We start from the raw sequence: 24,441 nt of genomic DNA on the forward strand, positions 1-24,441 counted from the left end.
TTTCACGCTCTCATCTCATTCTTTCCCCATGATTTCATCTTGCCGTTTTGGGCTTCGGGCCGTACAATTCTCCAGCCTGCTGTTGCTGGCCGCCTGCGGGTCCAACAAATCCGCCGACCAAACCACGACCGAAGCCGGGGCCAGTGCCTCGGCCGACTCTACCCAAACGACTACCGCTGCCATGCCCACCTCCACCTCCTTTGGCAAAACCACCGACGGCACCGAAGTGCAACTCTTCACCCTGACCAACCCCAACGGCGTGAAGGCCACCATCACCAACTACGGCGGCATCCTTACCAGCCTCGTGGTGCCCGACAAGGACGGCAAGCTGGGCGACGTCATCCTCGGCTTCGACAACGTGAGCGGCTACCAGAGCCCCGAGTACCTGAAGTCGGGCCCCTACTTCGGGGCCCTGATTGGCCGTTACGGCAACCGCATCAAGGGCGGCAAATTCACGCTCGATGGCAAGACCTACACCCTAGCCAAAAACAATGGCCCGAACACCCTGCACGGCGGCAAAAAAGGCTTCGACAAGGTGATATGGACGGCCGAGCCGCTTGCTTCGGCCGACGGCCAGAGCCTGAAGTTGAGCTACGTGAGCAAGGACGGCGAGGAAGGCTACCCCGGCACCCTGAACGTGGCCGTGGTGTATACCCTCACCAACGACAACGCCCTCAAAATTGACTACACGGCCACGACCGACAAGGCCACGCCCATCAACCTCACCAACCACGCCTACTTCAACCTGAACCACGGCGCCGGCAAGGACATCCTGGGTCACGAAGTAACCCTGCCCGCCGACCGCTACACCGTGGTCGATGCCACGCTGATTCCGACCGGTGAGCTGCGCCCCGTGAAAGGCACGCCGTTTGATTTCACCACGCCTCACGCCGTCGGCGAGCGCATCGCGCAGGTGCCCGGCGGCTACGACCACAACTGGGTGCTGAACAACCCCACCGGCAACCATGCCGCTGCCACCGTGTACGAGCCCACCACGGGCCGCACCCTGCAAGTGACCACCGACGAGCCCGGCATCCAGTTCTACACCGGCAATTTCCTTGACGGCACCCTCAAGGGCAAAGGCGGCACGGTGTACGGCAAAAACGCCGGCTTCTGCCTCGAAACCCAGCACTTCCCCGACTCGCCCAACCAGCCCAAATTCCCGAACACGGTGCTGAAGCCGGGCGAGACCTTTCATTCCGTGAGCACCTACAAGTTCGGCGTGCGGAAGTAGGAGGGAGTTAAAAAGCCCGTCAGGCAGCGCGCAGCGAAGCATCTCGCGTGATAGCAGTAATTAGTTAGAGCACGCGAGATGCTTCGCTGCGCGCTGCCTGACGGCCAAGCTTCAACATTCATCATCAACCACTGTGGAAACCCAAGCCACCACCCCCGCCTACGTCATCGGCGTTGACTACGGCACTGACTCCGTGCGCGCCGTGCTGGTCGACGCCCGCACCGGCGCCGAACGCGCCCAGGCCGTGCACCACTACGCCCGCTGGAAAAACCTGCACTACTGCAACCCCGCCCGCAACCAGTTCCGCCAGCACCCGCTCGACCACATTGAGGGCCTGGAGGCCGTGGTGCGCCGCGTGGCCCAGCAGGTGCCCGCCGCCCAGGTCGTCGGCCTCGCCGTGGACACCACCGGCTCGACGCCCGGGCCTGTGAATGCGCAGGGCGTGGCCCTGGGCCTGCTGCCCGAGTTTGCCGAAAACCCCAACGCCCTGTTCGTGCTCTGGAAGGACCACACGGCCCTGGACGAGGCCGCCGAAATCAACCACAAAGCCCGCACCTGGGGCGGCGAGGACTACACCAAGTTCGAAGGCGGCATTTATTCCTCTGAGTGGTTTTGGGCGAAAATCATGCACGTGGTGCGCGAAGACGAGGCCGTGGCGCAAGCCGCTCATTCCTGGATGGAGCACTGCGACTGGCTTACCCTGCTGCTGACCGGCGGGGACCTGGCCAGCTTCAAGCGCAGCCGTTGCGCCGCCGGCCACAAAGCCATGTGGCACGAGAGCTGGGGCGGCCTGCCCTCCGAAGAATTCCTGACCCACCTCGAGCCCAAATTAGCCGGCCTGCGTGACCGCCTCTTCACCGAAACCTACACCGCCGACGAAGTGGCCGGCCACCTCTCCGAAGAGTGGGCCCAACGCCTAGGCCTGACCACCGACACCGTGGTGGCCGTGGGCTCTTTTGACGCCCACGCCGGCGCCGTGGCAGGCGAAATCGAAGCCTATTCCATGGTGAAGGTGATGGGCACCAGCACCTGCGACATTGTGGTGGCCCCCACCAGCGAAGTGGGCAGCCACCTCGTAGCCGGCATTTGCGGGCAAGTGGACGGTTCCGTAATCCCCGGCATGCTGGGGTTGGAGGCCGGGCAGTCGGCTTTCGGCGACTTGCTGGCCTGGTTCCGCCAGATGCTGGAGTGGCCCTTACAGCACGTGCTGCCGCACTCCAAAGTGCTGACGGCTGAGCAGCAAGCCGCCCTGCGCGAAGAAATGAGCGACACCCTACTGGTGCAGCTCAGCGAAGCCGCCGCGGCGGTGGACCCCGCCCAGTCGCACGTGCTGGCCCTGGACTGGGTAAACGGCCGCCGCACCCCCGATGCCAACCAGGCCCTCAAAGGCGCGTTGATGAACCTGACCATGGGCACCAGCGCCCCGCAAGTTTTCCGGGCATTAGTGGAAGCCATTTGCTACGGCTCGAAGCAGATTGTGGAGCGGTTCGAGCAGGAAGGCATTCCCGTGAAGCAGGTCATCGGCATTGGGGGCGTGGCCAAGAAGTCGCAGTTTGTGATGCAAACCCTGGCCGACGTACTCAACCGCCCCATTAAAATTGCAGTGTCGGAGCAGGCGCCTGCTTTGGGTGCGGCCATGTATGCCGCCGTTGCCGCGGGCGTGTACCCCGATGTGCTCACGGCGCAAAAGGCCATGGGCAGCGGCTTTGCCGAAACCTACGAGCCCAACCCGGCGCGTGTAGCCGACTATCAAGCCCGCTACGAGCAATACCAAGCCTTCGGCAAGTTCGTGGAAACCGTCACTGTGGGCGGCGAGAAGGAAGCCAAGGAAACCCGCGAGCCCGCCCACGCCTAACAGAGCGTCATGCAGAGCGGCGCGCAGCATCTCGCGTGCCACCAGTAATCCTGACGATTGAGTTACTGCCACACGCAAGATGCTGCGCGGCGCGCTGCATGACGACCTTTCGACAACCTTTTAAATGAGCCAGTACCAAGACCTAAAACAGGCGTGCTACGACGCCAACATGCAGCTGCCCAAGCTGGGCCTGGTGCTCTTCACCTTCGGCAACGCCAGCGTGGTCGACCGCTCCGCCGGCGTGTTCGCCATCAAGCCCAGCGGCGTGCCCTACGACACGCTGAAGACCGAGGACATTGTCATTCTCGACTTTGCCAACAACGTGCTGGAAGGGGAGAAGCGGCCCTCGTCGGACACCAAAACCCACGCCGTGCTCTACTCGCACTGGGAGCACATTGGCGGCATTGTGCACACGCACAGCACCTACGCCACGGCCTGGGCCCAGGCGCAACTGGATATCCCCATTTTGGGCACCACCCACGCCGACCACCTCACCGCCGACGTGCCCTGCGCACCGCCCATGGACGACGCCATGATTGCCGGCGACTACGAGCACCAGACCGGTTGGCAAATCCTCAACGAGTTCCAGCGCCGCGGCCTCTCGCCCACGGAAGTGGAAATGGTGCTGCTGGCCAACCACGCCCCCTTCACCTGGGGCAACACCGTGGAAAAAGCCGTCTACAACAGCGCTGTGCTCGAAGAAGTGGCCCGCATGGCTTACCTCAGCTGCACCCTACGCCCGGAGGTGCCGCGCCTGAAGGATGCCCTCATCCGCAAGCACTACGAGCGCAAGCACGGCGTGAATTCTTACTACGGACAGTCGTGATGTAACGCGGGCTTTTAGTCCGCGCGCAGAAAACACAAAGCAATTTAGGCGCGGACTAAAAGTCCGCGCTACTTTTCGACCAACTTAGATTAACGATTGTGTAAGCTTCGGCTTCCCCTAATTCCACCCATTTATGATTGACATCTCCCACTACGAAGCCTGGTTTATCACTGGCACCCAGCACCTCTACGGGCCCGAAACGCTGGAGGAAGTAGCCCTGCACTCCCAGGAAATTGCCCGGGAGCTGGGTACTAAGCTGCCCATCAAAATTGTCTACAAGCCCATTCTGAAAACCCCGCAGGAGATATACAAGCTCATGCAGGAAGCCAACACGGCCGAAAACTGCGTGGGCCTGATTGCCTGGATGCACACGTTTTCCCCCGCCAAAATGTGGATAAACGGGTTGAAAATTCTACAAAAGCCGCTGGCGCATTTGCACACCCAGTTCAACCGCGACATACCGTGGGCCGACATCGACATGGACTTCATGAACACCAACCAATCGGCGCACGGCGACCGGGAGTTTGGGTTCATCGGCACCCGCATGCGCCTAAACCGCAAGGTGGTAGTAGGCCACTGGCAGAGCGCCGCCGTGCAGGAAAGCCTGAGCATCTGGAGCCGAGTGGCCTGCGCCTGGGCCGACTGGCAATCTGCCAAATTCGTGCGCTTCGGCGATAACATGCGCTACGTGGCCGTGACCGAAGGCGACAAAGTGGAAGCCGAAATCAAGTTTGGCTACGAGGTAAATACCTATGGCATCGGCGACTTGGTGGCCGTGGTGAATGAAATCAGCGACGCGCAAATTGACGAGCTGCTGGCTACCTACGAGCAGGAATACGAGCTGGCCGACGACCTGAAAGCCGGCGGCGCCCAGCGCGACAGCCTGCGCGAAGCCGCCCGCATCGAAGCCGGCCTGCGCCAGTTCCTGCAAGACAAAGGCGCCAAAGGCTTCACCGACACCTTCGAGGACTTGCACGGCATGGCCCAGCTGCCCGGCATCGCCACGCAGCGGCTGATGGCCGAAGGCTACGGCTTTGGCGGCGAGGGCGACTGGAAAACCTCGGCCCTGGTGCGCGCCATGAAGGTGATGGGGGCCGGCCTGCCCGGCGGCAACTCTTTTATGGAGGATTATACCTACCACTTCGAGCCCGGCAACGAGCAGGTGCTTGGCTCGCACATGCTGGAAATCTGCCCCACCATTGCCACCGGCAAAGTGAAAGTGGAAGTGCACCCGCTGGGCATCGGCGGCAAGGCCGACCCCGCCCGCCTCGTGTTCAACTGCCCCGCCGGCCCGGCCCTGAACGCCACCATCGTGGACCTCGGCAACCGCTTCCGCATGATAGTAAACGAGGTGGAAGCCGTGCTGCCCGCACAGGACCTGCCCAAGCTGCCCGTAGCCCGCGTGCTCTGGAAAGTGCAGCCCAGCCTGGCCGTGGGCGCGGCCGCCTGGATACTGGCCGGCGGTGCCCACCACACCGGCTACAGCCAAAACCTGACCGCCGAATACCTGGAAGATTTCGCCGAAATGGCCGGCATCGAATTCGTCATCATCGACGCCGACACCAAGCTGCGCACCTTCAAAAACGAGCTGCGCTACAACGAAGTGGCTTTCCGGGGCTAAAAAGAACGGGGTAGAGACGCAACATTTTGCGTCTCGCCGTCTGCGCCGTTCGGGTGTCGTTGGTCATTACCGTTCAACGACGAGACGCAAAATGTTGCGTCTCTACCCCGTTCTGAGCAACAACTACAAGCAACCAATTCCCACCACAATGACCCTTTCTAATTCCCGATTCCTATTCAGTGCTGCTGGCCTGGCCCTAGCCAGCTTGCTGCCGGAGCAGGCAGCCATTGCTCAAAGTGCGGCCCCGGCCACCATCACCGTGCAGGTGAACAAGCCCGGCGGGGCCATCCCGAAAAACATGTACGGCTTGTTTTTCGAGGACATCAACTTCGCGGCCGACGGCGGCCTGTACCCCGAACTGGTGAAGAACAAGTCCTTCGAAACCGACGACCACCTCATCGGCTGGAAGGCAGTGAAGGGCGCGGCGGGCCTGGAGAGCTACATCGTATCGAGCGACCGGCCCATCAGCGCCACCAACAACCACTTCCTACGCCTCAGCGCCAAGGCGGGCGGTGCCGACGCTGGCTTCGTGAACGAAGGCTTCCGCGGCATGGGCGTGAAGCAGAATGCGGAGTACACCTTCTCGGTTTACGCCCGGCGCGGCCCCGGCAGCGTGAGCGGCATGACCGTGACGCTGGAGGAAACCCGCCGCCCCGGTCCCGGCCCCGAAACGCCGCCCTCGGGCCAAGCGCTGGCTCAAGCCCAAATCACGGGCCTGACCAATGAGTGGAAGAAGTACACCGTGGTGCTGAAGCCCTCGGCCACGGCTGCCCGGGCCCGCCTGAAGCTGACGCTGGACGGCGCCGGCACCGCCGACATCGACGTGGTGTCGCTCTTCCCCAAAGACACCTGGATGAACCGCGAAAACGGCCTGCGCCCCGACATCGTGCAGCTGCTCAAGGATATGAAGCCGGGCTTCTTGCGCTTCCCGGGCGGCTGCATCGTGGAGGGCATCACGCTGGACAACCGCTACCAATGGAAGGAAACCATCGGGGACGTGGCCGCGCGCAAGCCCATCATTAACCGCTGGAACAAGGAGTTCAAGCACCGCTACACGCCCGACTATTACCAGTCGTTCGGCCTCGGCTTCTTCGAGTATTTCCAATTGTCGGAGGATATTGGCGCCGAGCCGCTCCCGATTCTGAACGTGGGCATGGCCTGCCAGTTCAACTCGGCCGAACTGGCGCCCATCAGCGCCGCCAAGGGCCCGAATGCCGCTGGCCAGGGCGACGAGCCCACGCTGGAAACTTTCATTCAGGACGCCCTCGACTTGATTGAGTTTGCCAACGGCCCGGCCACCAGCACCTGGGGCGCCAAGCGCGTGGCCATGGGCCACCCCGCGCCCTTCAACCTGAAGATGATTGGCATCGGCAACGAGCAGTGGGGGCCGCAGTACTTGGAGCGCTACGAGCCGTTTTCGAAAGCCGTGAAGGCGAAATACCCCAACATCCAGCTCGTGTCGAGCGTGGGGCCCTCGCCCGACGGCGACCTGTTCGACAAGGCCACGTTCAAGATGCGCGAGCTGAAGGCCGAATTCATCGACGAGCACTACTACGCCAAGCCCGAGTGGTTCCGCCAAAACGCCAGCCGCTACGACAAGTACCCGCGCTCGGGCCCCAAAATCTTCGCCGGCGAATACGCCGCCCAGAGCGTGGCCATCGCCAGCCCCGACAACAAGAACAGCTGGGATTGCGCCATTTCGGAAGCCGCGTTTATGACCGGCCTCGAACGCAATTCCGACGTGGTGGGCATGGCCTCCTACGCGCCCATGCTGGCCCATGTGGACGCCTGGCAATGGACGCCCAACATGATTTGGTTTGACAACCTGAACGTGTACGGCACGGTGAACTACTACGTGCAGCTGCTTTTCAGCCAGAACAAAGGCACCAGCATGCTGCCCGTGCAGCTGCCTGGCAACGCCAAAAACGGCGCCGACAACCTCTTTACCAGCGCCGTGACCGACGCCCCCACCGGCGACGTGATTGTGAAGCTGGTGAACTACTCCACCACGCCGCGCGCCGTGAAAGTGAACCTGGCCGGCGCCAAAAAAGTGGGCAAAACCGGCCGCGCCCTCGTCATGGCCTGCGACGACCTCAGCGTTCAAAACAGCATCCAGGAACCCAAGAAGCTCGCGCCAAAAGAAGGCCAATTCGCCGTATCGGGTTCGACGGTGAACTACACGCTGGCCCCGAATTCCTTCACGGTGTTGCGCATTCCCGCGAAGAAGTAAGCCGGAGAAAGGGCAGCTGTTCGAGGCTGCCCTTTCTTTTTACAATCCCTCACAATCGTTTGTGTTGGTGATTTAACAAAAAACTACACGCCCTTCTCATATCCCGGCTGCTGCCTTGCCACGCGTCGCCGGGACCCTTTTTTCTGGCTGTCGACTCGCATTTTCACCCTTCAATTCCCACTTTATGAAAAGCAGTTTTACATCCGTTCCGGTACTTGGGCCGTCCGCCGCCCGCCTTCCCGTTGCCACCCGTCGCGCTTTTGCGGCCTGGCCCCGTTGGTGGAGCGGGCTGGCGCTTTTGTTGTTGCTGGTGCTCAGCAACCAGCGCAGCTTTGCTTTGCAAGGCAACGACAATTGCCACGACCCGTCCAGCATCATCAAAGACGGCAACAAGTACTGGGTTTTCACCACGGGCCGGGACATCTACGCCATGTTTTCCACCGATTTGGTGACCTGGCAGTCGGGCCCGCGCAGCGTGTTCAACGGCGCCCGTCCGGCTTGGATAGCCGGGCGCGTGCCAAATTTTGCCGGCGAATACTGGGCGCCGGAGTGCATCTACCGCAACGGCAAGTACTACCTCTACTATTCCTGCTCCACGTTCGGCTCCAACGTGTCGGCCATCGGTCTGGCTACCAACGTTACCCTGGACCCCGCCAATCCCAACTACAATTGGGTGGACCAAGGCGAAGTGGTGTCGAGCACCTCAAGCAGCGCCATCAACGCCATCGACCCGGCCATCGTGACCGACGCCGCGGGCGGCTTGTGGATGAGCTACGGCTCGTTCTTCAAGGGCCTCGGTTTGATTAAGCTGGACGGCGTCACCGGCAAACGGTCAGGTACCGGCTTCAACTGGCTGGCTGGCAACGTGGCCGCCGACGGCGTGACCCGCAACAACAGCGGCAGCGAGGCGCCCTACATCGTGCGCAACGGCTCGTACTACTACCTGTTCATCAACAAGGGCGCCTGCTGCAAGGGTGCCAGCAGCACGTACTACATCCAAATCGGGCGCTCCACGAGCATTACCGGACCCTACCTCGACAAGAACGGCGTGGACCTGAACAAGAACGGCGGCACCACCCTCATTGCCACTTCGGGCAACTACGTGGGGCCCGGGCACGCCGGCTTGTTTGTGGAAAACGGCGCCAACTATTTCAGTCACCACTACTACGACGCCAACCAGAACGGCCGTGCCCGCCTGAGCGTGGCCAACATGGGCTGGGACAGCGCGGGCTGGCCGTTCATCACCCGCGACTGGCTGGCCACCGGCCTCTACACCCTCACCAACGGCAATTCGGGCAAGGTCTGGGACGCCTGGGGCTGCACCGGGGCGCAGTTCCAGGCCGTGGCGCAGGGCACCGCGGCCAGCGTCAACTGCCAGAAGTGGCGCCTCACGCCCGTCGGCAACGGCGAGTACAGAATCACCTCGGCGGTGGGCGCCGGACTGGCGGCCGAAGTGGCGGCCAACAACCCCAACAACGGCGCCCTGCTGCAGCTCAACAACTACACCGGCACGGCCAGCCAGCGCTTCAAGATTGAGCGCGCCAACACCGGCCGCTACGTGCTGGCTTCGGTGAACGGCAACCGCGTGGTGGAGGTGCCCGGCTGCTCGACCACGGCGGGCGTCACCCTGGCCCTCTACGACTACCTCGCCAATGCCTGCCAGCAGTGGAGCATTGCCCCCACGGCCCTGGCCCGCACCGCCCTGGCCACGGAGGCTCCTGTTTCGCCTTCTTCGCAGCTGAGCATCGCGCCAAACCCCTCGCAAGGGCGGTTCGTGGTGGCGCTGGGCAGTGAGCTGTCCATCGGCCTCGTAACGATTACGGTTTCCGACATGCAGGGCCGCCGCGTGCTGAGCCGTACCAGCATCGGCCAGTCTGCGCTGCCCATCGAAGCCAAGCTACCAGCCGGCATGTACCTGGTGCAAGCACGCGGCACGCTGGGCACCTTCACGCAGAAAATTGTGGTTGAATAGGCTGCTACTTATGGATGCTCTTCGTCGGTTCGCTTTTGGTAGCGCGTGGCTTTTAAGCACGGGGCTGACCGCCCACGCCCAAAAAGCCGCGCCCAAAACCGACTTCCACCAATGGGCCGCCACGCCTCCCATGGGCTGGAACAGCTGGGACTGCTACGGCCCCACCGTGACCGAAGCTGAGGTACGCGCCAACGCCGACTACATGGCGAAAAACCTCAAAAGCAGCGGTTGGGAGTACGTGGTGGTGGACATTCGCTGGTACGTGGGCAACGACACCGCCCACGGCTACAACGAGAAAAACCCGGATTTCAACCTGGACCCATACGGCCGTTTCGTGCCGGCCGTGAACCGGTTTCCGTCGGCGGCCGGCGGGAAGGGCTTCAAGCCGCTGGCTGATTACATGCACGCCAAGGGCCTAAAATTTGGCATCCACATCATGCGCGGCGTGCCGGTGGTGGCGGTGCAGCGCAAGCTGCCCATCTTCGGCAGCAAGGCCACGGCCGCCGACATTTACAGCAAGGAAGGCCAGGCCGGCTGGCTGCACGACATGTACACCGTGGTGGCCGGCCGGCCCGGCGCGCAGGAGTACTACGATTCGCTGTTTAAGCTCTACGCGGCCTGGGGCGTGGATTTTGTGAAAGTCGACGACTTGTCCTCGCCCTACCACGCGCCGGAAGTGGAGATGATTCGCAAGGCCATTAACCGTTCGGGCCGCCGAATCGTGCTCAGCACCTCGCCCGGCGAAACGCCCATTGCCCAAGCCAGGCACGTGGCCGCCCACGCCAACATGTGGCGCACCGTAGGCGACTTCTGGGACAGTTGGGAGCAGCTGAAGGAACATTTTGAGGTGTGCGAGCGGTGGGCGCCGCACATTGCGCCCGGCGCCTGGCCCGATGCCGACATGCTGCCCCTGGGCCGCCTGGGCATCCGCGCCGAGCGAGGCGACGACCGCATGACCCGCTTCACCCGCGACGAACAACTCACGCTGATGACGCTGTGGAGCATCTTCCGCTCGCCGCTCATGTTTGGGGGCGACCTGCCCAGCAACGACGCCTTCACGCTGAGCCTGCTTACCAATAAAAACGTGCTGGCCGTGCACCGCAACAGCACCCGCAACCGCCAGCTGTTTCGCCGCGACAACCTGGTGGCCTGGACCGCCGACGACCCCGCCACCGGCGACAAATTCCTGGCCCTCTTCAACGCCCAGGACCAGGAGCTAGCCCCCGAAAGCGAAGCCGCCTGGGCCAGCGGCCTGATAACTCGCCAAACCCCCGGCCAAAGCAAAGCCGCCGACATCGACATCACCAGCGCCACCAAGCTCTACCTGAACGTGCGCAACGGCGGCGACGACAGCGCCTGGGACCACGCCGACTGGCTGAACCCCGTGCTCACCGGCAGCGGTAAAAGCACTCCCCTGGGCACGCTGCCCTGGAAAAGCGCCACCGCTGGTTGGGGCAAGGTCACCATCAACAAAAGCGTGTCGGGCGCCGACCTGATGGTGGGAGGGAAGCGGTACGAGGCCGGCATCGGCACGCACTCCAACTCCATTATTGAGTACGATTTGCCGGCGGGCTACACCCGCTTCAGCACCACCGTGGGCCTGGACCAGGCTGGGGCGGTCCAGAATACGGGCGGCACGCTCAGCTTCCTGGTGTTTACCAAAAACCCCTACCGCCCCGCGCCGGCTGATTCGCTGCAGGTGCCCGTAGCGCTGCAGGAGTTGGGCGTGGTCGCCGGCGCCACCGTGCAGGACTTGTGGACGGGCCGGGAAGTAGCGAAAGTTTCAGGTGAGTTTGCGCCTTATATCCGGCGGCATGGCGCCAAGCTGTATCGCATTTCAAAAGCCAAAAGCATAATGAAGTAGAGACGCGTATTTGCGTCTCGGCGTTGAACGATTGTTGAACGATACACACGGCCCGGCCGACGAAACGCGAATACGCGTCTCTACACCGAAACATCAAACCCGAATTGTCATGCTAGCACCCAAGTCCTTTCTGCTCGTTCTTGGCCTCTCGGCGAGCCTTTCGGCCGCGGCCCAGCAGCGGGCCGACTACCCCATTCAGGCGGTGCCTTTCACTAAAGTGAGGCTGGCCGATAACTTCTGGCAGCCGCGCCTGAAAACCAACACCACCGTCACCATTCCGGCGTCGTTCCAGCGCTGCGAGGCCACCAATCGGGTGAAGAATTTTGAGATGGCGGCGGCTAAATCGGGCAAGTTTGCCACCACGTTTCCCTTCGACGATACCGACATCTACAAGACGTTGGAGGGCGCTGCGTACTCACTCAGCCTGTACCCGGATAAGGAGCTGGAAGCCTACTTGGATGTGCTGATTGACAAAGTCGGCAAGGCCCAGGAGCCCGACGGCTACCTCTACACGGCCCGCACCATCGACCCCGCCCACCCGCACGACTGGGCCGGCCCCGAGCGCTGGGTGAAAGAGCGCGAACTCAGCCACGAGCTCTACAACGCCGGCCACCTGTACGAGGCCGCCGTGGCCCACTACCAAGCCACCGGCAAGAAGAACCTGCTCAACATCGCCCTGAAAAACGCTGACCTCGTGTGCTCGGTGTTTGGGCCGGGCAAGCGCAGCGTGGCGCCCGGGCACGAAATCGTGGAGATGGGCCTCGTGAAGCTGTACCGCGTGACCGGCAGGCCGGAATACTTGAGCACGGCCAAGTTTTTCCTGAACGCCCGCGGCCAATACAAGGGCTACGACCCCAAGAGCGCCGACCCGTGGAAAAACGGCTCTTACTGGCAGGACCACAAGCCCGTGGTGGCCCAGGCCGAAGCCGTGGGCCACGCCGTGCGCGCCGAATACCTTTACTCGGCCATGGCCGACGTAGCGGCCCTCACCAACGACAAGCAGCTGCTGACCGCCGTGGACAGCATTTGGAACAACATGGCTTCCCGGAAAATTTACGTGACGGGGGGCACCGGCGCGGTGCCGGGCGGCGAGCGGTTCGGGCGCAACTACGAGCTGCCCAACGCCACGGCCTACAACGAAACCTGCGCCTCGGTGGCCAACATCTACTGGAACCAGCGCATGTTCCAGCTGCACGGCGAGGCCAAGTACGCCGACCTCATCGAGAAGGTGCTCTACAACGGACTGCTCTCGGGCGTGGGCCTCGACGGCAAATCGTTCTTCTACTCCAACGCCATGCAGGTTAAAAACAGCGCCAGCTTCGCCCAAACCGAGCCGGCGCGGGCGGGCTGGTTCGAGTGCTCGTGCTGCCCCACCAACTTAGCGCGGCTATTTCCGTCGCTGCCCGGCTACGTTTATGGCCAAAATGGCAAGGACATTTACGTGAACCTCTTCGTGAGCGGCAGCGCCGATTTGGCCGTGCAGAAGAAGCCCGTGCGCCTCACCCAGGCCAATAATTACCCCTGGAACGGCGACCTGAAATTCACCGTCGAACAGGCTTCGACTGCAGATTTCAACCTGCTGGTGCGCATTCCAGGCTGGGCCCGCGAGCAAGCCATTCCGTCGGATTTGTACCGCTTTTCGCAGCCTTCCAGCGCAAAAGCAACCATCAGGGTGAACGGCAAGCCCGCCGAATACAAGATGAAAAACGGCTACGCCGTGCTGGCCCGCAAGTGGAAGAAGAACGACGTGGTGGAAGTGAGCCTTCCCATGGAAACGCGCACCGTGGTGGCCCACCCCAACGTGCAGGACAACGTGGGCAAAGTGGCCCTGCAGCGCGGCCCGGTTATTTACTGCGCCGAGTGGAAGGACAACCAGGGCAAAGCCAGCAATATCATCGTGCCCCACGGCACCACCTTCACCGCCACCTTCAAGCCCGACGTGCTCAACGGCATCACCGAACTCACGGCCACCGTGCCCGTGGTGAAAGTGGACGGCGCCAGCAATACCATCAGCACCGTGCAGCAAACCCTGACGGCCATTCCGTACTACGCCTGGGCCAACCGCGGCAAGGGCGAAATGACCGTCTGGTTTCCCCAGCGCGTGCTGGACGTGGACCTGGTGACGCGCCAAGCCGCCGAAGCGACGCACGCGAAGTAGGTGGCGGTTCAAAGGCTAAACAACAATTTAGAACGTCATGCTGAGCGGAGTCGAAGCATCTCTACTGCAACAGTAAATCTGATTAGTTGCGCGGGAGAGATGCTTCGACTCCGCTCAGCATGACGGTTTAGTGCGGAGTTAATACACACCCTTCTTCCCCAGATGGCATGCAAACCGTAGCTTCACTTTTCACCGCTGCTCCTGCCCGTTTCTGCGGCATCTTATTGGCGCTGCTAGCCACTGCCTCTACACCTAGTTTGGCCCAAACCACTCCTGTTGCCATCACCGTTGATGTGACGAAGCAAGTAGGCCCCATGCAGCCGCTATGGGCCTTTTTCGGTTACGACGAACCCAACTACACCTACATGAAGGACGGCCAAAAGCTGCTCACCGAGCTGGCCGCCCTGAGCCCCGTGCCGGTGTACGTGCGCCCCCACAACCTGCTGACCACCGGCGACGGCACGCCCGGCCTGAAATGGGGCTCGAGTAACGCCTACACCGAGGACAAGAACGGCCGGCCCGTATACGACTGGACCATTGTGGACCGCATTTTCGACACCTACATCAAGCGGGGCATGAAGCCCATTGCCCAGATTGGCTTCATGCCCGAAGCCATGTCCGTGAAGCCGGCGCCGTACCGGCACTACTGGAAACCCGGCGACAACTACAACGACATTTACACCGGCTGGGCCTACCCGCCCAAGGACTACAGAAAGTGGGGCGAGCTGGTGTACCAATGGGTGAAGCACAGCGTGGCCCGCTACGGCGCCGCCGAAGTAAAAACCTGGCGCTGGGAACTCTGGAACGAGCCCAACATCGGCTATTGGAAAGGCACCCCGGCCGAGTACAGCGAGCTGTATGACCACACCGAAGCCGCCGTGCACCGCGCCCTGCCCGAAGCCCTGCTCGGCGGCCCCGAAACCACCGGCCCGCGCTGGGACAAGGCCGCTGATTACTTGAAAGGCTTCCTGGAACACTGCCGCAGCGGCAAAAACTACGTCACCGGCAAAACCGGCACCCGCCTCGACTTCATCACCTTCCACGCCAAGGGCGCGCCCAAGCTGGTGGACGGCCACGTGCGCATGAACATGGGCGCCCAGCTCGACGACATCACCGAAGGCTTCAAAATTGTGGCCTCGTTTCCGGAGTACCGCAAGCTGCCCATCATCATTGGCGAAAACGACCCCGAAGGTTGCGCCGCTTGCGGCGTGGCCACCAGCCCCGAAAACGCCTACCGCAACGGCACCATGTACTCCAGCTACACGGCCGCCGCCTACGCCCGCCTCTACGAGCTGGCCGACCTCTACCAGGCCAACGTGGAGGGCGCCGTCAGCTGGTCGTTTGAGTTCGAAAACCAGCCCTGGTTTGCCGGTTTCCGCGACCTGGCCACCAACGGCGTCGACAAGCCCGTGCTCAACGTCTTCCGTATGCTGGGCAAGATGACCGGCCCGCGCGTGGCCGTCGCCAACCCCACGGCCCTTACTTTGCCCGACATCCACAACCAAGCCCAAACCCAGCGCGCCGACATCAGTGCCCTGGCCTCCGCCGACGGCCACTCGGCGTCCGTCCTGGTTTGGAACTACCACAACGACCAATTGCCCGCGCCTGCCAGCGAGGTGGAGCTCACCCTTCGCGGCGTGCCCGCGAAGGCCAAACTGCAGCACTACCGCATCGACAACGAGCACAGCAACTCCTACACCGCCTGGCAAGCCCTGGGCTCACCGCAGCAAGTTTCGGATGCCCAACGCAAGGCGCTTGAAAAGGCCGGGCAACTGGCGCTCCTAACCAATTCGCCAGCCTCTGTCAGCGCAAAGAATGGTCAGTCGGTGCTGCGTTTTTCGCTGCCGCGCCAGGGCGTTTCGCTGCTGCGCCTGACCTGGTAGCACAGCCAAGTGAAGCAATGGAATCCGCACCGTGTGCCAGGCCCTGACGGCCATTCCCTGCTATGTCTGGGCTAACCGCAACAAGGGCGGAACAAAGGGTGTGATTTCCCGAAAAAATTACAACTATAAACTTAATTAACCAGCTTTTCATGCCTGAGACGACGATGGCAACAGAGCCGTTCGACGGGCTGCTAGCGAGGCGAAACCGACACGTCGGCGTAAGCATAGCAAAAAAATATGCTTTATTAAGTAAGGCGAAAACAACGAACAGTTACATATAATATAGAATGAATCAAACGACATATTTGAGGAATTATACTATATCAAAGTAAAGTAGGTAAATGCGGGTTTTAACACAATTAATCAAGATGTTAAGCTTGTGTTAGTACGGGTGGGAGGAGGGGCTGCCAAGGTTTTTTAATCCTTTATTTGCACTAGATTTCGGTGGTGTGTGCAGCACCTAGTGGGTACAAAGCCGGCGCCACGACCTTGCTGAATTTTTCCAGAAAACAGTGGGGGTGGGTTAAGCTGGGGCTGTTTTCCCAACTGCTGAAACTTCTTGGGGTCAACATTTTACTCCCCGCATGAACTTGGCTTCTTTCACATTTTAGTTCTATATTTTGAAAACACACTTATTCTACTCCTTGTGGGCGCTGCTGCTGGCGGGGCTGCTCTGCGCGACACCCGCCGCCGCCCAAAACCTATTGCCCAACCCCGGGTTTGAGGCCGGCAACACGGGTTTTAACACGGCCTACACTTACATCCCGCCGCCTACTGCTGACCCGGGTCCTGGCAATTACACCATTGGCACCGACAACCGGGCCTTCAACCCCAATTTTCTGGCCAGCTACGGCGACCACACCACGGGCACGGGCCGCTACATGATAGTAAACGCGTCTTTGGTGGCCACCACCAACGTGTGGCAGCGCAACGTGACCGGCCTGCAGCCTAACCAATCTTATCAGTTTTCCTTCTGGCTGCTCAACACGTTCCCGACGAGCAAGGCCCGCATTCAGGTGGCAATCAATGGCACGAACGTGGGTGCTCCTTTCACCAACCCCAACGACGGTGGAGTGTGGCAGCTAAATACGCTGACGGTAAACACCGGGGCCGGCACGTCGCTAGATATCCGGTTGCGCAACGTGAACACCGACAGCAATGGCAACGACTTCGGCTTGGACGATATGTCCCTGACCGCGCCACCGGTAGCCAACCCTCAACTCACGGTTAACGACGTGACGACGGCCAGCATCAGCACCACGGCTGTTTTCAACGCCACCCAAATCAGCCCACTCAGCGCCACCATCACCGGGCCGGCCGGTGCCACCGTGGCCACCTATACCTTGGCCAGTGTGCCCTCCGTGGGTACGTTGCGCGTGGGCAACGGCAACAGTCCGGCGCTCGCGGCCGGCGCCGTGCTCACGACCACCCAAGCCAGCCAGCTTTATTACACCCCAGGCAACGGCGCCACCCAGAACCTGACGTTTGCCTACAGCGCCACCGACAGCAACGGCAATTTTAGCGCTAACTCGGCTACCTACACCATTCCGCTGGTGAGCCCCGCCGCGCCCGTGGGCTGCGGCCCGGCGTACGGCGGCGGCCCCTCGTCGAGCGGCCTGGCCGCCGATTATTACCCGGGCTATTTTAACGACAACCTGGCTTTCTTCAACAGCACCGCGCCGGGCCTGACGCGCATCGACCCGCAGCTGAATTTTGCGAGCAGCTCCACCACGGCCGCCAACGGTTGGGGGACCATCATTCCGCCGGCAATCCAGGGCGCCACCGCCACCGACCCCGACCAGTTTTCGACCCGCCACCGCGGCAGCGTGTACATCCCCACCGCCGGGGCCTACACCTTCTACCTGACCTCCGACGACGCTTCTTACCTGTGGCTCGACGGGGCCGCCTTGGCCCCCACCCTCGCCAACGCCACCATCAACAACGGCGGCGCCCACGGGCCCCGACTCGTGCAGGCCACCGCGACGTTGTCGGCCGGCTTGCACAACATCCTCGTGTATTACGGCGAAGCCACGGGCGGCAACACCCTCACCTTGGAGTACAGCAGCGCGGCAGGCGCAGGCATCAGCCAGCAGATTATCCCCAACAGCGCGCTGTGCGCCGGGCCGAGCCCCCAGCCGCCAGTGGCCACAGCCGTCACCAACGCGCCGGCCATGCCCAGCACGAACGCGCCCACCGCCGTCCAGGCGCTGGCCGGCTCCGACCCCAACGCCGGCGGCTCGGTGACCAACTACCGCATTGCCAGCTTGCCTACTGCCGCCAGCGGCATCCTGTACCTGGACTTGGGCGCCACCGTGGTCACGGCCGGCCAAGTCCTGACGGCTGCCCAAGCCGCCGGGCTCAGCTTCGACCCCGAGCCGGGCTTCTCCGGCAACGCCACCTTTACCTTTTTCGCCATCAATAACGCGGGCATTGCCTCCAACCTGCCGGCTACCTACACCATCCCGGTGGTGGGCCCAGTGGCCGACGTGACCACCACCGTGAGCGGCCCCACTACCCTGGGCGCGGGCGTGTCGTCGGGCACGTTCACGGCCACCTTCACCAACAATGGCCCGCAGTCGGCCACCCAAGTAACCCAGCAGGTGCGCCTGCCCACGGGGGCCAGCATGACGGCTTCGCAACAGGCGGCGCTGCCTTCCACAGCCACGTACAACAGCGGCACCAACACCATCGTCTTCGCCACGGTGCCGGTGCTCAACAGCGGCGCTGCCAACACCAACACCTACACGTTTACCTTCACTTCGCCCACCACCCAGGGAGCCAACTCCCTAGTGAGCACCGTGGGCACCAGCACCAGCCAGGGCGCTAACGCGGCCGCCGACCAGGCCACGTTTAGCGTGAACGTGACGCCGGGCAACTTTTTCGTGACCAACGACGACAGCAACGAAATACCGGGCAATGCCTCCAAGTCGGGCAACGTCATCCTCAACGACGCCAACCCCGCCAACCTGGCCAACAGCGGCTTCACGGCCACCCGGGTCAGCAACCCGACCCACGGCACGCTGGTGTTCAACGCCGACGGCAGCTACGCCTACACGCCCACCAACGGCTATCTGGGCCCGGACAGCTTCACGTACCAAGTGTGCGTGCCCACGGCCAACCCGCCCTGCTCCAACGTGTCGACGGTGGCCCTGAACGTGTACGACGCCAACCTGGTGTGCACCATTGGCACGGGCACCAACCAGTTGACCAACCCCAGCTTCACCAACGGCAACACGGGCTTCACCTCCAGCTACGGCTTCGTGAATGACAACCCGGGCGTCAACGACGAGTTGATTCCCGAGGCCTTGTATGCGGTAGGCAACAACGCCTTCAACTACCACCCCAGCTTTGCGGGAGCGGGCCGTCTCGGAGCCGGCGACAACTTCATGATTGTGAACGGCTCGCAAAACCTATCGGTGGTGTACCAGCAGACCATCACGGTGAAAACCAACACCTACTACAGCTTCTCGGCGTACGCCAACAGCGTGAACCCCCAGAGCGGGGCCCAGCTGGGCTTCGTCATCAACGGCAAGTCCACCTCGTCGGTGACCACGCTCGACGGGACCACCAGCTACACCCGCTTCTCCGACCTGTGGTTTTCGGGCAACAACACCACAGCCGTCATCGAAATCCGGGACGTCAACAAAGACCCGGACGGCAACGACTTCGGCCTTGATGACCTGTACTTCGGTACCTGTGCCAAAGGGCTTACCGCCAACAACGTCACCAACCGGATGCTGAGCAATTCCGCGGCATCGACCGGCATTTCGGCGCTGCGGGGCACCGTGACCACGGGCCCGCCGCTGGAGTATTTCACCATCCAAACCCTGCCCAGCACCACGGCCGGCATTCTGTACCTGAACAATGCGCCGGTGGTGCCGGGGCAGGTGATTCCGTTGGCGCAGGCCGGGCAGCTGTTCTTCGACCCCGTCGCCGGCTACGTGGGCACGGGCACGTTTACGTACACGGCCACCGACGACAGCGGGGCGGGCAGCGACAACGTCGCCACTTATTCCATGCCGATTGACAACCGCCCCTTGCCCGTGGAACTGGTCAGCTTTGGGGTGAAGGTGGTGCGTGCCGTGGACGCGCAGTTGAACTGGCGCACCGCCAGCGAGCTAAACAACGACCATTTCGAGGTGCAGCGCAGCACCGACGGCCTCGCCTTCAAGGACATTGCCCGCGTGGCTGTCCAAGGCACCACCAGCAGCGCCACGGCCTACGCCCACACCGACGCCGGCATCGGCGCTGCTTTGACCGGCCCGGTGTACTACCGCCTGCGTCAGGTAGACCGCGACGGTGCCTCTAGCTACTCGCCGGTGCAGGCAGTGAGCTTTAGTTCTGCTACTGCCGGGGCCATTGCGCTGTTCCCCAACCCCGCCACCGCCATCACGCGCCTCGACCTGAGCCTGCTGCCCGCCGGCACGTACCAGGTACGCGTGCTCGACAACGTGGGCCGGCAGGTGTTGACCGCTGCCTTCAGCGGCGGTGGCATCCATCCGCTCGACTTGCGAACGGTGGCCAACGGCACCTACGTGGTGCTGGTGCGCGGCACCAACGGCCAGCAGTTTGCCAAGCGCCTGGTGAAGGAATAACGCGCCCGGCGCGGCCCCAAGCACAACGCCAAGCTTTTCCCGTTGCGGAGAAGCTTGGCGTTGTGCTTGGGGCCGCGCCGTTGAGTGGCTGACTGCGGGCGACTGCGCACGGAAATGCCCGAGCCGGCTACTTCGCCGCCTTCACGCCTTCCGTGGTCATGACCACGCGCTTCATGGTGCCGTCCTGGTTATAGTAGAGGTAGTCGATGCACACCGAGCGGCGGAAGCTGCCGCCGTCGGGGTTGAGGCCGCCGTTGTGGTAAATAAAGTACGACTGGCCTTTGAAGTCGATGATGGCTTGGTGGTTGGTGTTGGAGTTGCCGGCCACCTCATTCAGAATGCCTTTGTATTCCCACTGCCCATCAATGCTGCGGCTCATAGCGTACACAATCTTCTCAGGGAACTGCGAGGCGTAGCTCAGGTAGTACCAGCCGTTGCGCTCGTGCACCCAGGGCGCCTCCGTAAACTGCGGCAGCTTCACAGTTTTGATGGGCCCATCCAGCTCCGTCATATTGGGCTTGAGCTTGGCGTAGTAACACGTCACGTTGCCCCAGAAAAGATGGGCCTGCCCTTTGTCGTCGATGAAAACGCTGGGGTCAATGTCGTCCCAGGGGTGCTTATCATCGGTAGTCATGTTGTTGGCAATGAGCGCCGAGCCGCGCGCATCCTTGAACGGGCCCGTCGGATTATCGGCCACCGCCACGCCAATGGATTTGCCCGGAATGCTGCCGTGCTCCACGGCCGCGTACCAATAGAACTTGCCGTTGCGCGCCACCACCTGCGAGGCCCAGGCATCGCCCTTGGCCCAGGCAAAATCCGACACCTTGAGCGGCACCGGGTGCTCGGTCCAGTTCACCATGTCGGTCGAGGAGAAGCACAGCCAATCGTTCATCACGTAGCGCTCCTGGCGCGGCGGGGCTTCGTCGTGGCCAGTGTAGAGGTACACGGTGCCCTTTTGCACCATCGCGGCGGGGTCGGCGGTGTACTTGCTTTTGATGATGGGGTTGCCGCCTACCGTGGCGCCTAAGGTTGGGGCGCCGGCCGGCGTGGTTTGAGCAAATGCTGCTGCCGAGGACGCGCAAAGCAACATTATTGCCGTACACAATCGATTGTGTATTTTATGCATAAACAGGCGGTTTGGTGGGTGGGCTTTGGTAGGTCTGCGAAAGAATTTGACTGAAAAAGACCGTCATGCTGAGCGCAGTCGAAGCGTCTCGCGTGCACTAGTAATCATTTACTCTCGCGGTAGAGATGCTTCGACTGCGCTCAGCATGACGGTCAATTATCAGGTGGATGCAATTACTTAAGCCAGCGGCAGCGCTGCCAGCAAGGTTTTCAAACCTTTCTCAGCGTCGTTGCCAAGATGCACGCGCAGCGTGCGGCGGCCGTTGTCGTGCAGCGCCTGCAAGTCGCCCAGGGCCTGAGCGTTTTTGAACGTGCCGAAGCTGTAGGAGCGGCCGGGCAGGGGCAAATCCTGCGGGTTGTCGTCGGTGAATTGCACAAACAAGCCCGTGTTGGGGCCGCCCTTGTGGTACTGGCCGGTGCTGTGCAGAAATCGCGGGCCGTAGCCCGACGTGGTGGCAATGTGTAAGGCCTTTTGCACGCGTTGGCGCAGCTCCAGCAGGCTGGCACTCACGGCAGGCGTTTCGGTCAGGTAGGCTTGCAGGCACATGAAATCGCCAGGCTGGGCTTGCGCAAAGAAGGCTTCCAGAACGCCTGCGGCGCCTTCGCCCTGGGCTGCGGTGTAGTACTCCACACCGTTTTCGGTGGCTACGGGTTGCTCGCCTTCTGGCAATTTGCCTTGTTCTTCCACGGCCTTCATCAGCTTGTCAGTAGCCGTTTTGGCCGACTGCACGTTGGGCTGGTCGAAGGGGTTGATGCCGAACACGGCGCTGGCCACGGCCGTGGCCACTTCCCAGCGGTAGAACTCCTGGCCCAGGTCCAGCGCATCATCCATCAGGATGGTGATGACCGGGTGGCCGGCTTGTTCCAGCGCTTTCAGTTTGCTGGTGTTGGCTTCGTCGGGCTGGTCTTTGTAGCCCACGTACACAAACACGCGGTCGGTGCCGTAGATGCTGGGGTCGCCCAGGGGCTCGCCCGCTACCGGCAGAATGCCTTTGCCTTCTTTGCCGGTGCTCTCGGCCAGCAGCTGCTCCAGCCACAGGCCCAGGTCGTGCAGCGCGTCGGGCACCACCAGCGTCAGCTTGTCGCGGCCTTGCTCGGCCAGCACGCCCAGCGCCACGCCCAGTTCCAGGCCCGGGTTGGTGTGCACGGGGCCATAGGCGCCGCAGGCCCGCATCATCAGAATGGCGCGCTCGAGCATTTCGCCGATGGGCAAGCCATACAGCGCCGCCGGCACCAGCCCGAAGTAGGTGAGGGCCGAGAAGCGCCCGCCCACTTCCGGGAAGTTTAGGAAAATGCGGCGGTAGTTGGCCGCTGTGGCGTCGGTCACAAACTTGGAGCCCGGGTCGGTGATGGCCACGAAGTTTTCGCCGGCTTTGTCGCCCTTCAGCTCTTTCAGCTTGGCGTAGAAGTAGTCGCCGAAAGCCAGTGGCTCGGCCGTGGTACCCGATTTGCTGGCCACAATGAACAGCGTTTCGGCCAAGGGTACTGATTCTTCCACTTTGCGCACCGTGCCGGGGTCGGTCGTGTCGAGCACGGTGATGGGGAGGCCGTTTTCACCCTTCGGGAACGACGAGGTAAACACAATGGGCGCCATGGTGCTGCCGCCCATGCCCATCACCACCACGTGCTTGAAGCCCGCAGCTTGCACCTCGTTCACGAACGTTTCGATGGTGGGCACGGCACTCACCATCGTTTCGGCTACGCGCAGCCAGCCCATGAAGCTGCGGATGCTCTGCTGGCCGGCTTCGTCCTGCACCCAGAGGTCGGCCTTTTTCTCCCAAAAGCCGGCCGTGAAGTTTTGGTCGTTAAACTCCAAGGTTTTCTTGTCGATGGCCGCCTGGTAGCCGCCCAGGCGCATGGTGGCGGGCACCACGGCCTGGTCTTGCGCCTGCTTGCGCTTCATGTCCAGCGACAGCATCAGTTTGCTAAACGGCTCCTTGAATTTCTTCGCACCGTCCGTTTCCAGGAAGTTAGTTTGCTCTTCCAGGTCAATGCCCAGCTCGGGCAGGCGGCTCAGCACCTCGTGGGCTTTGTCGAGGCCTTCTTCGAGGCGAACAGCGGGCTGGCCTTTTTCGCGGAAAATGTCCAACGTCTCCACCGGTACGGTGTTCACCGTCTTGGGGCCAATGAGGTTCTCGACGTACTTCAGGTCGTCGTACTTGGGGTTTTTGTTGCCAGTGCTGGCCCACAGCAAGCGCTGCGTTTCGGCACCCTGCGCCTTGAGCGCGTCCCAACGCGGGCCGGCAAAAATCTCCTTATACATCTGGTAGGCCTGCTTGGCGCTGGCCAGGGCCACTTCGCCTACCATCGACTGCGCCAAGGTGCCCTTCTCGCCGCCTTCGGCCGCGATTTTCTCCAGCATTGGGTCAATCAGCACGTCGATGCGCGAGAGGAAGAAGCTGGCCACCGAGTCGATGCGCGCCAGCGGCTGGCCGGCTTGGGCGCGGTCTTCGAGGCCCTGCAGGAAGGCCTCGGTCACGAGGCGGTAGCGCTCCAGCCCAAAAATCAAGGTCACGTTCACGTTCACGCCTTCCGAAATGAGGCGGCGGATGGCGGGCAGGCCCTCCAGTGTGGCCGGCACTTTTATCATGACGTTGGGCCGGTCCACGGTTTTCCACAGGCGCAGGCCCTCCTCGATGGTGCCTTCGGTGTCGTTCACCAGCTCCGGCGACACTTCGAGGCTCACGTAGCCGTCGCTGCTGTTGGTTTCGCGGTCGTAGAGGGGCCGGAACAGGTCGCAGGCGGCCTGCACGTCGGCCACGGCCAGGTTGGTGTAGATTTCGTCGGTCGTTTTGCCTTGCAACGCTAGGGCCTTGATGGCCGAATCGTAGTCGGCCGTGTCGCCGATGGACTTGGCAAAAATGGCCGGATTCGACGTCACGCCGCGCAGGGCTTCGTCGGCAATGCGGCGCTGTAACTTGCCGTTAATCAGAATAGGACGGCTGATAAAGTCCAGCCAGAGGCTCTGGTCAAACTCGCGAATGGCAACGAGAGGGTTCATAGAAGGTGCGGTTAGTAAGTGCGCCAAAGGTCAGAAATGAATGGCGTTGATTTCAACCTATACGCGGATATTTGCGA

The 24,441-nt window shown here is 62.1% G+C and carries 12 protein-coding genes; 10 read left to right on the forward strand and 2 right to left on the reverse strand.

The window, feature by feature from the left end; translation table 11 throughout:
- The first annotated feature begins 28 nt into the window (after positions 1-28).
- The 10 genes from VF629_RS19780 to VF629_RS19825 all read left to right on the forward strand — a co-directional run bounded on the left by VF629_RS19780 (position 29) and on the right by VF629_RS19825 (position 20,238).
- Positions 29-1,234 (forward strand): aldose epimerase family protein, encoded by a 1,206-nt coding sequence (locus VF629_RS19780; protein WP_331060235.1) that lies wholly within the window; start codon positions 29-31, stop codon positions 1,232-1,234.
- A 133-nt stretch (positions 1,235-1,367) separates the two neighbouring features.
- Entirely contained in the window at positions 1,368-3,089 is a 1,722-nt protein-coding gene (locus VF629_RS19785; protein ID WP_331060236.1) for a ribulokinase, read from the forward strand.
- Between the two features lie 124 nt (positions 3,090-3,213).
- Positions 3,214-3,915: an L-ribulose-5-phosphate 4-epimerase gene (locus VF629_RS19790; protein ID WP_331060237.1), complete on the forward strand. Its 702-nt coding sequence runs from the start codon at positions 3,214-3,216 to the stop codon at positions 3,913-3,915.
- Positions 3,916-4,048: 133 nt separating this feature from the next.
- Positions 4,049-5,536, forward strand: a complete 1,488-nt coding sequence (gene araA, locus VF629_RS19795) for an L-arabinose isomerase (protein WP_331060238.1) — start codon at positions 4,049-4,051, stop codon at positions 5,534-5,536.
- Between the two features lie 148 nt (positions 5,537-5,684).
- A complete protein-coding gene (locus VF629_RS19800) occupies positions 5,685-7,766 on the forward strand; it encodes an alpha-L-arabinofuranosidase C-terminal domain-containing protein (RefSeq protein ID WP_331060239.1) in 2,082 nt (693 codons plus the stop codon).
- Between the two features lie 184 nt (positions 7,767-7,950).
- Entirely contained in the window at positions 7,951-9,738 is a 1,788-nt protein-coding gene (locus tag VF629_RS19805; RefSeq protein WP_331060240.1) for a family 43 glycosylhydrolase, read from the forward strand.
- Positions 9,739-9,748: 10 nt separating this feature from the next.
- Positions 9,749-11,602 (forward strand): NPCBM/NEW2 domain-containing protein, encoded by a 1,854-nt coding sequence (locus VF629_RS19810; protein ID WP_331060241.1) that lies wholly within the window; start codon positions 9,749-9,751, stop codon positions 11,600-11,602.
- A 109-nt stretch (positions 11,603-11,711) separates the two neighbouring features.
- Positions 11,712-13,760 (forward strand): glycoside hydrolase family 127 protein, encoded by a 2,049-nt coding sequence (locus VF629_RS19815; RefSeq protein ID WP_331060242.1) that lies wholly within the window; start codon positions 11,712-11,714, stop codon positions 13,758-13,760.
- 167 nt (positions 13,761-13,927) lie between these two features.
- The gene (locus tag VF629_RS19820) at positions 13,928-15,643 is read left to right on the forward strand and encodes a GH39 family glycosyl hydrolase (RefSeq protein WP_331060243.1); all 1,716 of its coding nucleotides are present in this window, start codon (positions 13,928-13,930) and stop codon (positions 15,641-15,643) included.
- A gap of 620 nt (positions 15,644-16,263) precedes the next feature.
- Positions 16,264-20,238, forward strand: a complete 3,975-nt coding sequence (locus tag VF629_RS19825; protein ID WP_331060244.1) for a beta strand repeat-containing protein — start codon at positions 16,264-16,266, stop codon at positions 20,236-20,238.
- 127 nt (positions 20,239-20,365) lie between these two features.
- Here VF629_RS19825 and VF629_RS19830 read toward each other — a convergent pair whose 3' ends face one another.
- Positions 20,366-21,328: a glycoside hydrolase family 43 protein gene (locus VF629_RS19830; protein ID WP_331060245.1), complete on the reverse strand. Its 963-nt coding sequence runs from the start codon at positions 21,326-21,328 to the stop codon at positions 20,366-20,368.
- A 213-nt stretch (positions 21,329-21,541) separates the two neighbouring features.
- Positions 21,542-24,364: a bifunctional transaldolase/phosoglucose isomerase gene (locus VF629_RS19835; RefSeq protein WP_331060246.1), complete on the reverse strand. Its 2,823-nt coding sequence runs from the start codon at positions 24,362-24,364 to the stop codon at positions 21,542-21,544.
- Positions 24,365-24,441: the final 77 nt, after the last annotated feature.

Origin of the sequence: Hymenobacter sp. (assembly GCF_036388155.1) — a bacterium.
GTDB lineage: Bacteria > Bacteroidota > Bacteroidia > Cytophagales > Hymenobacteraceae > Hymenobacter.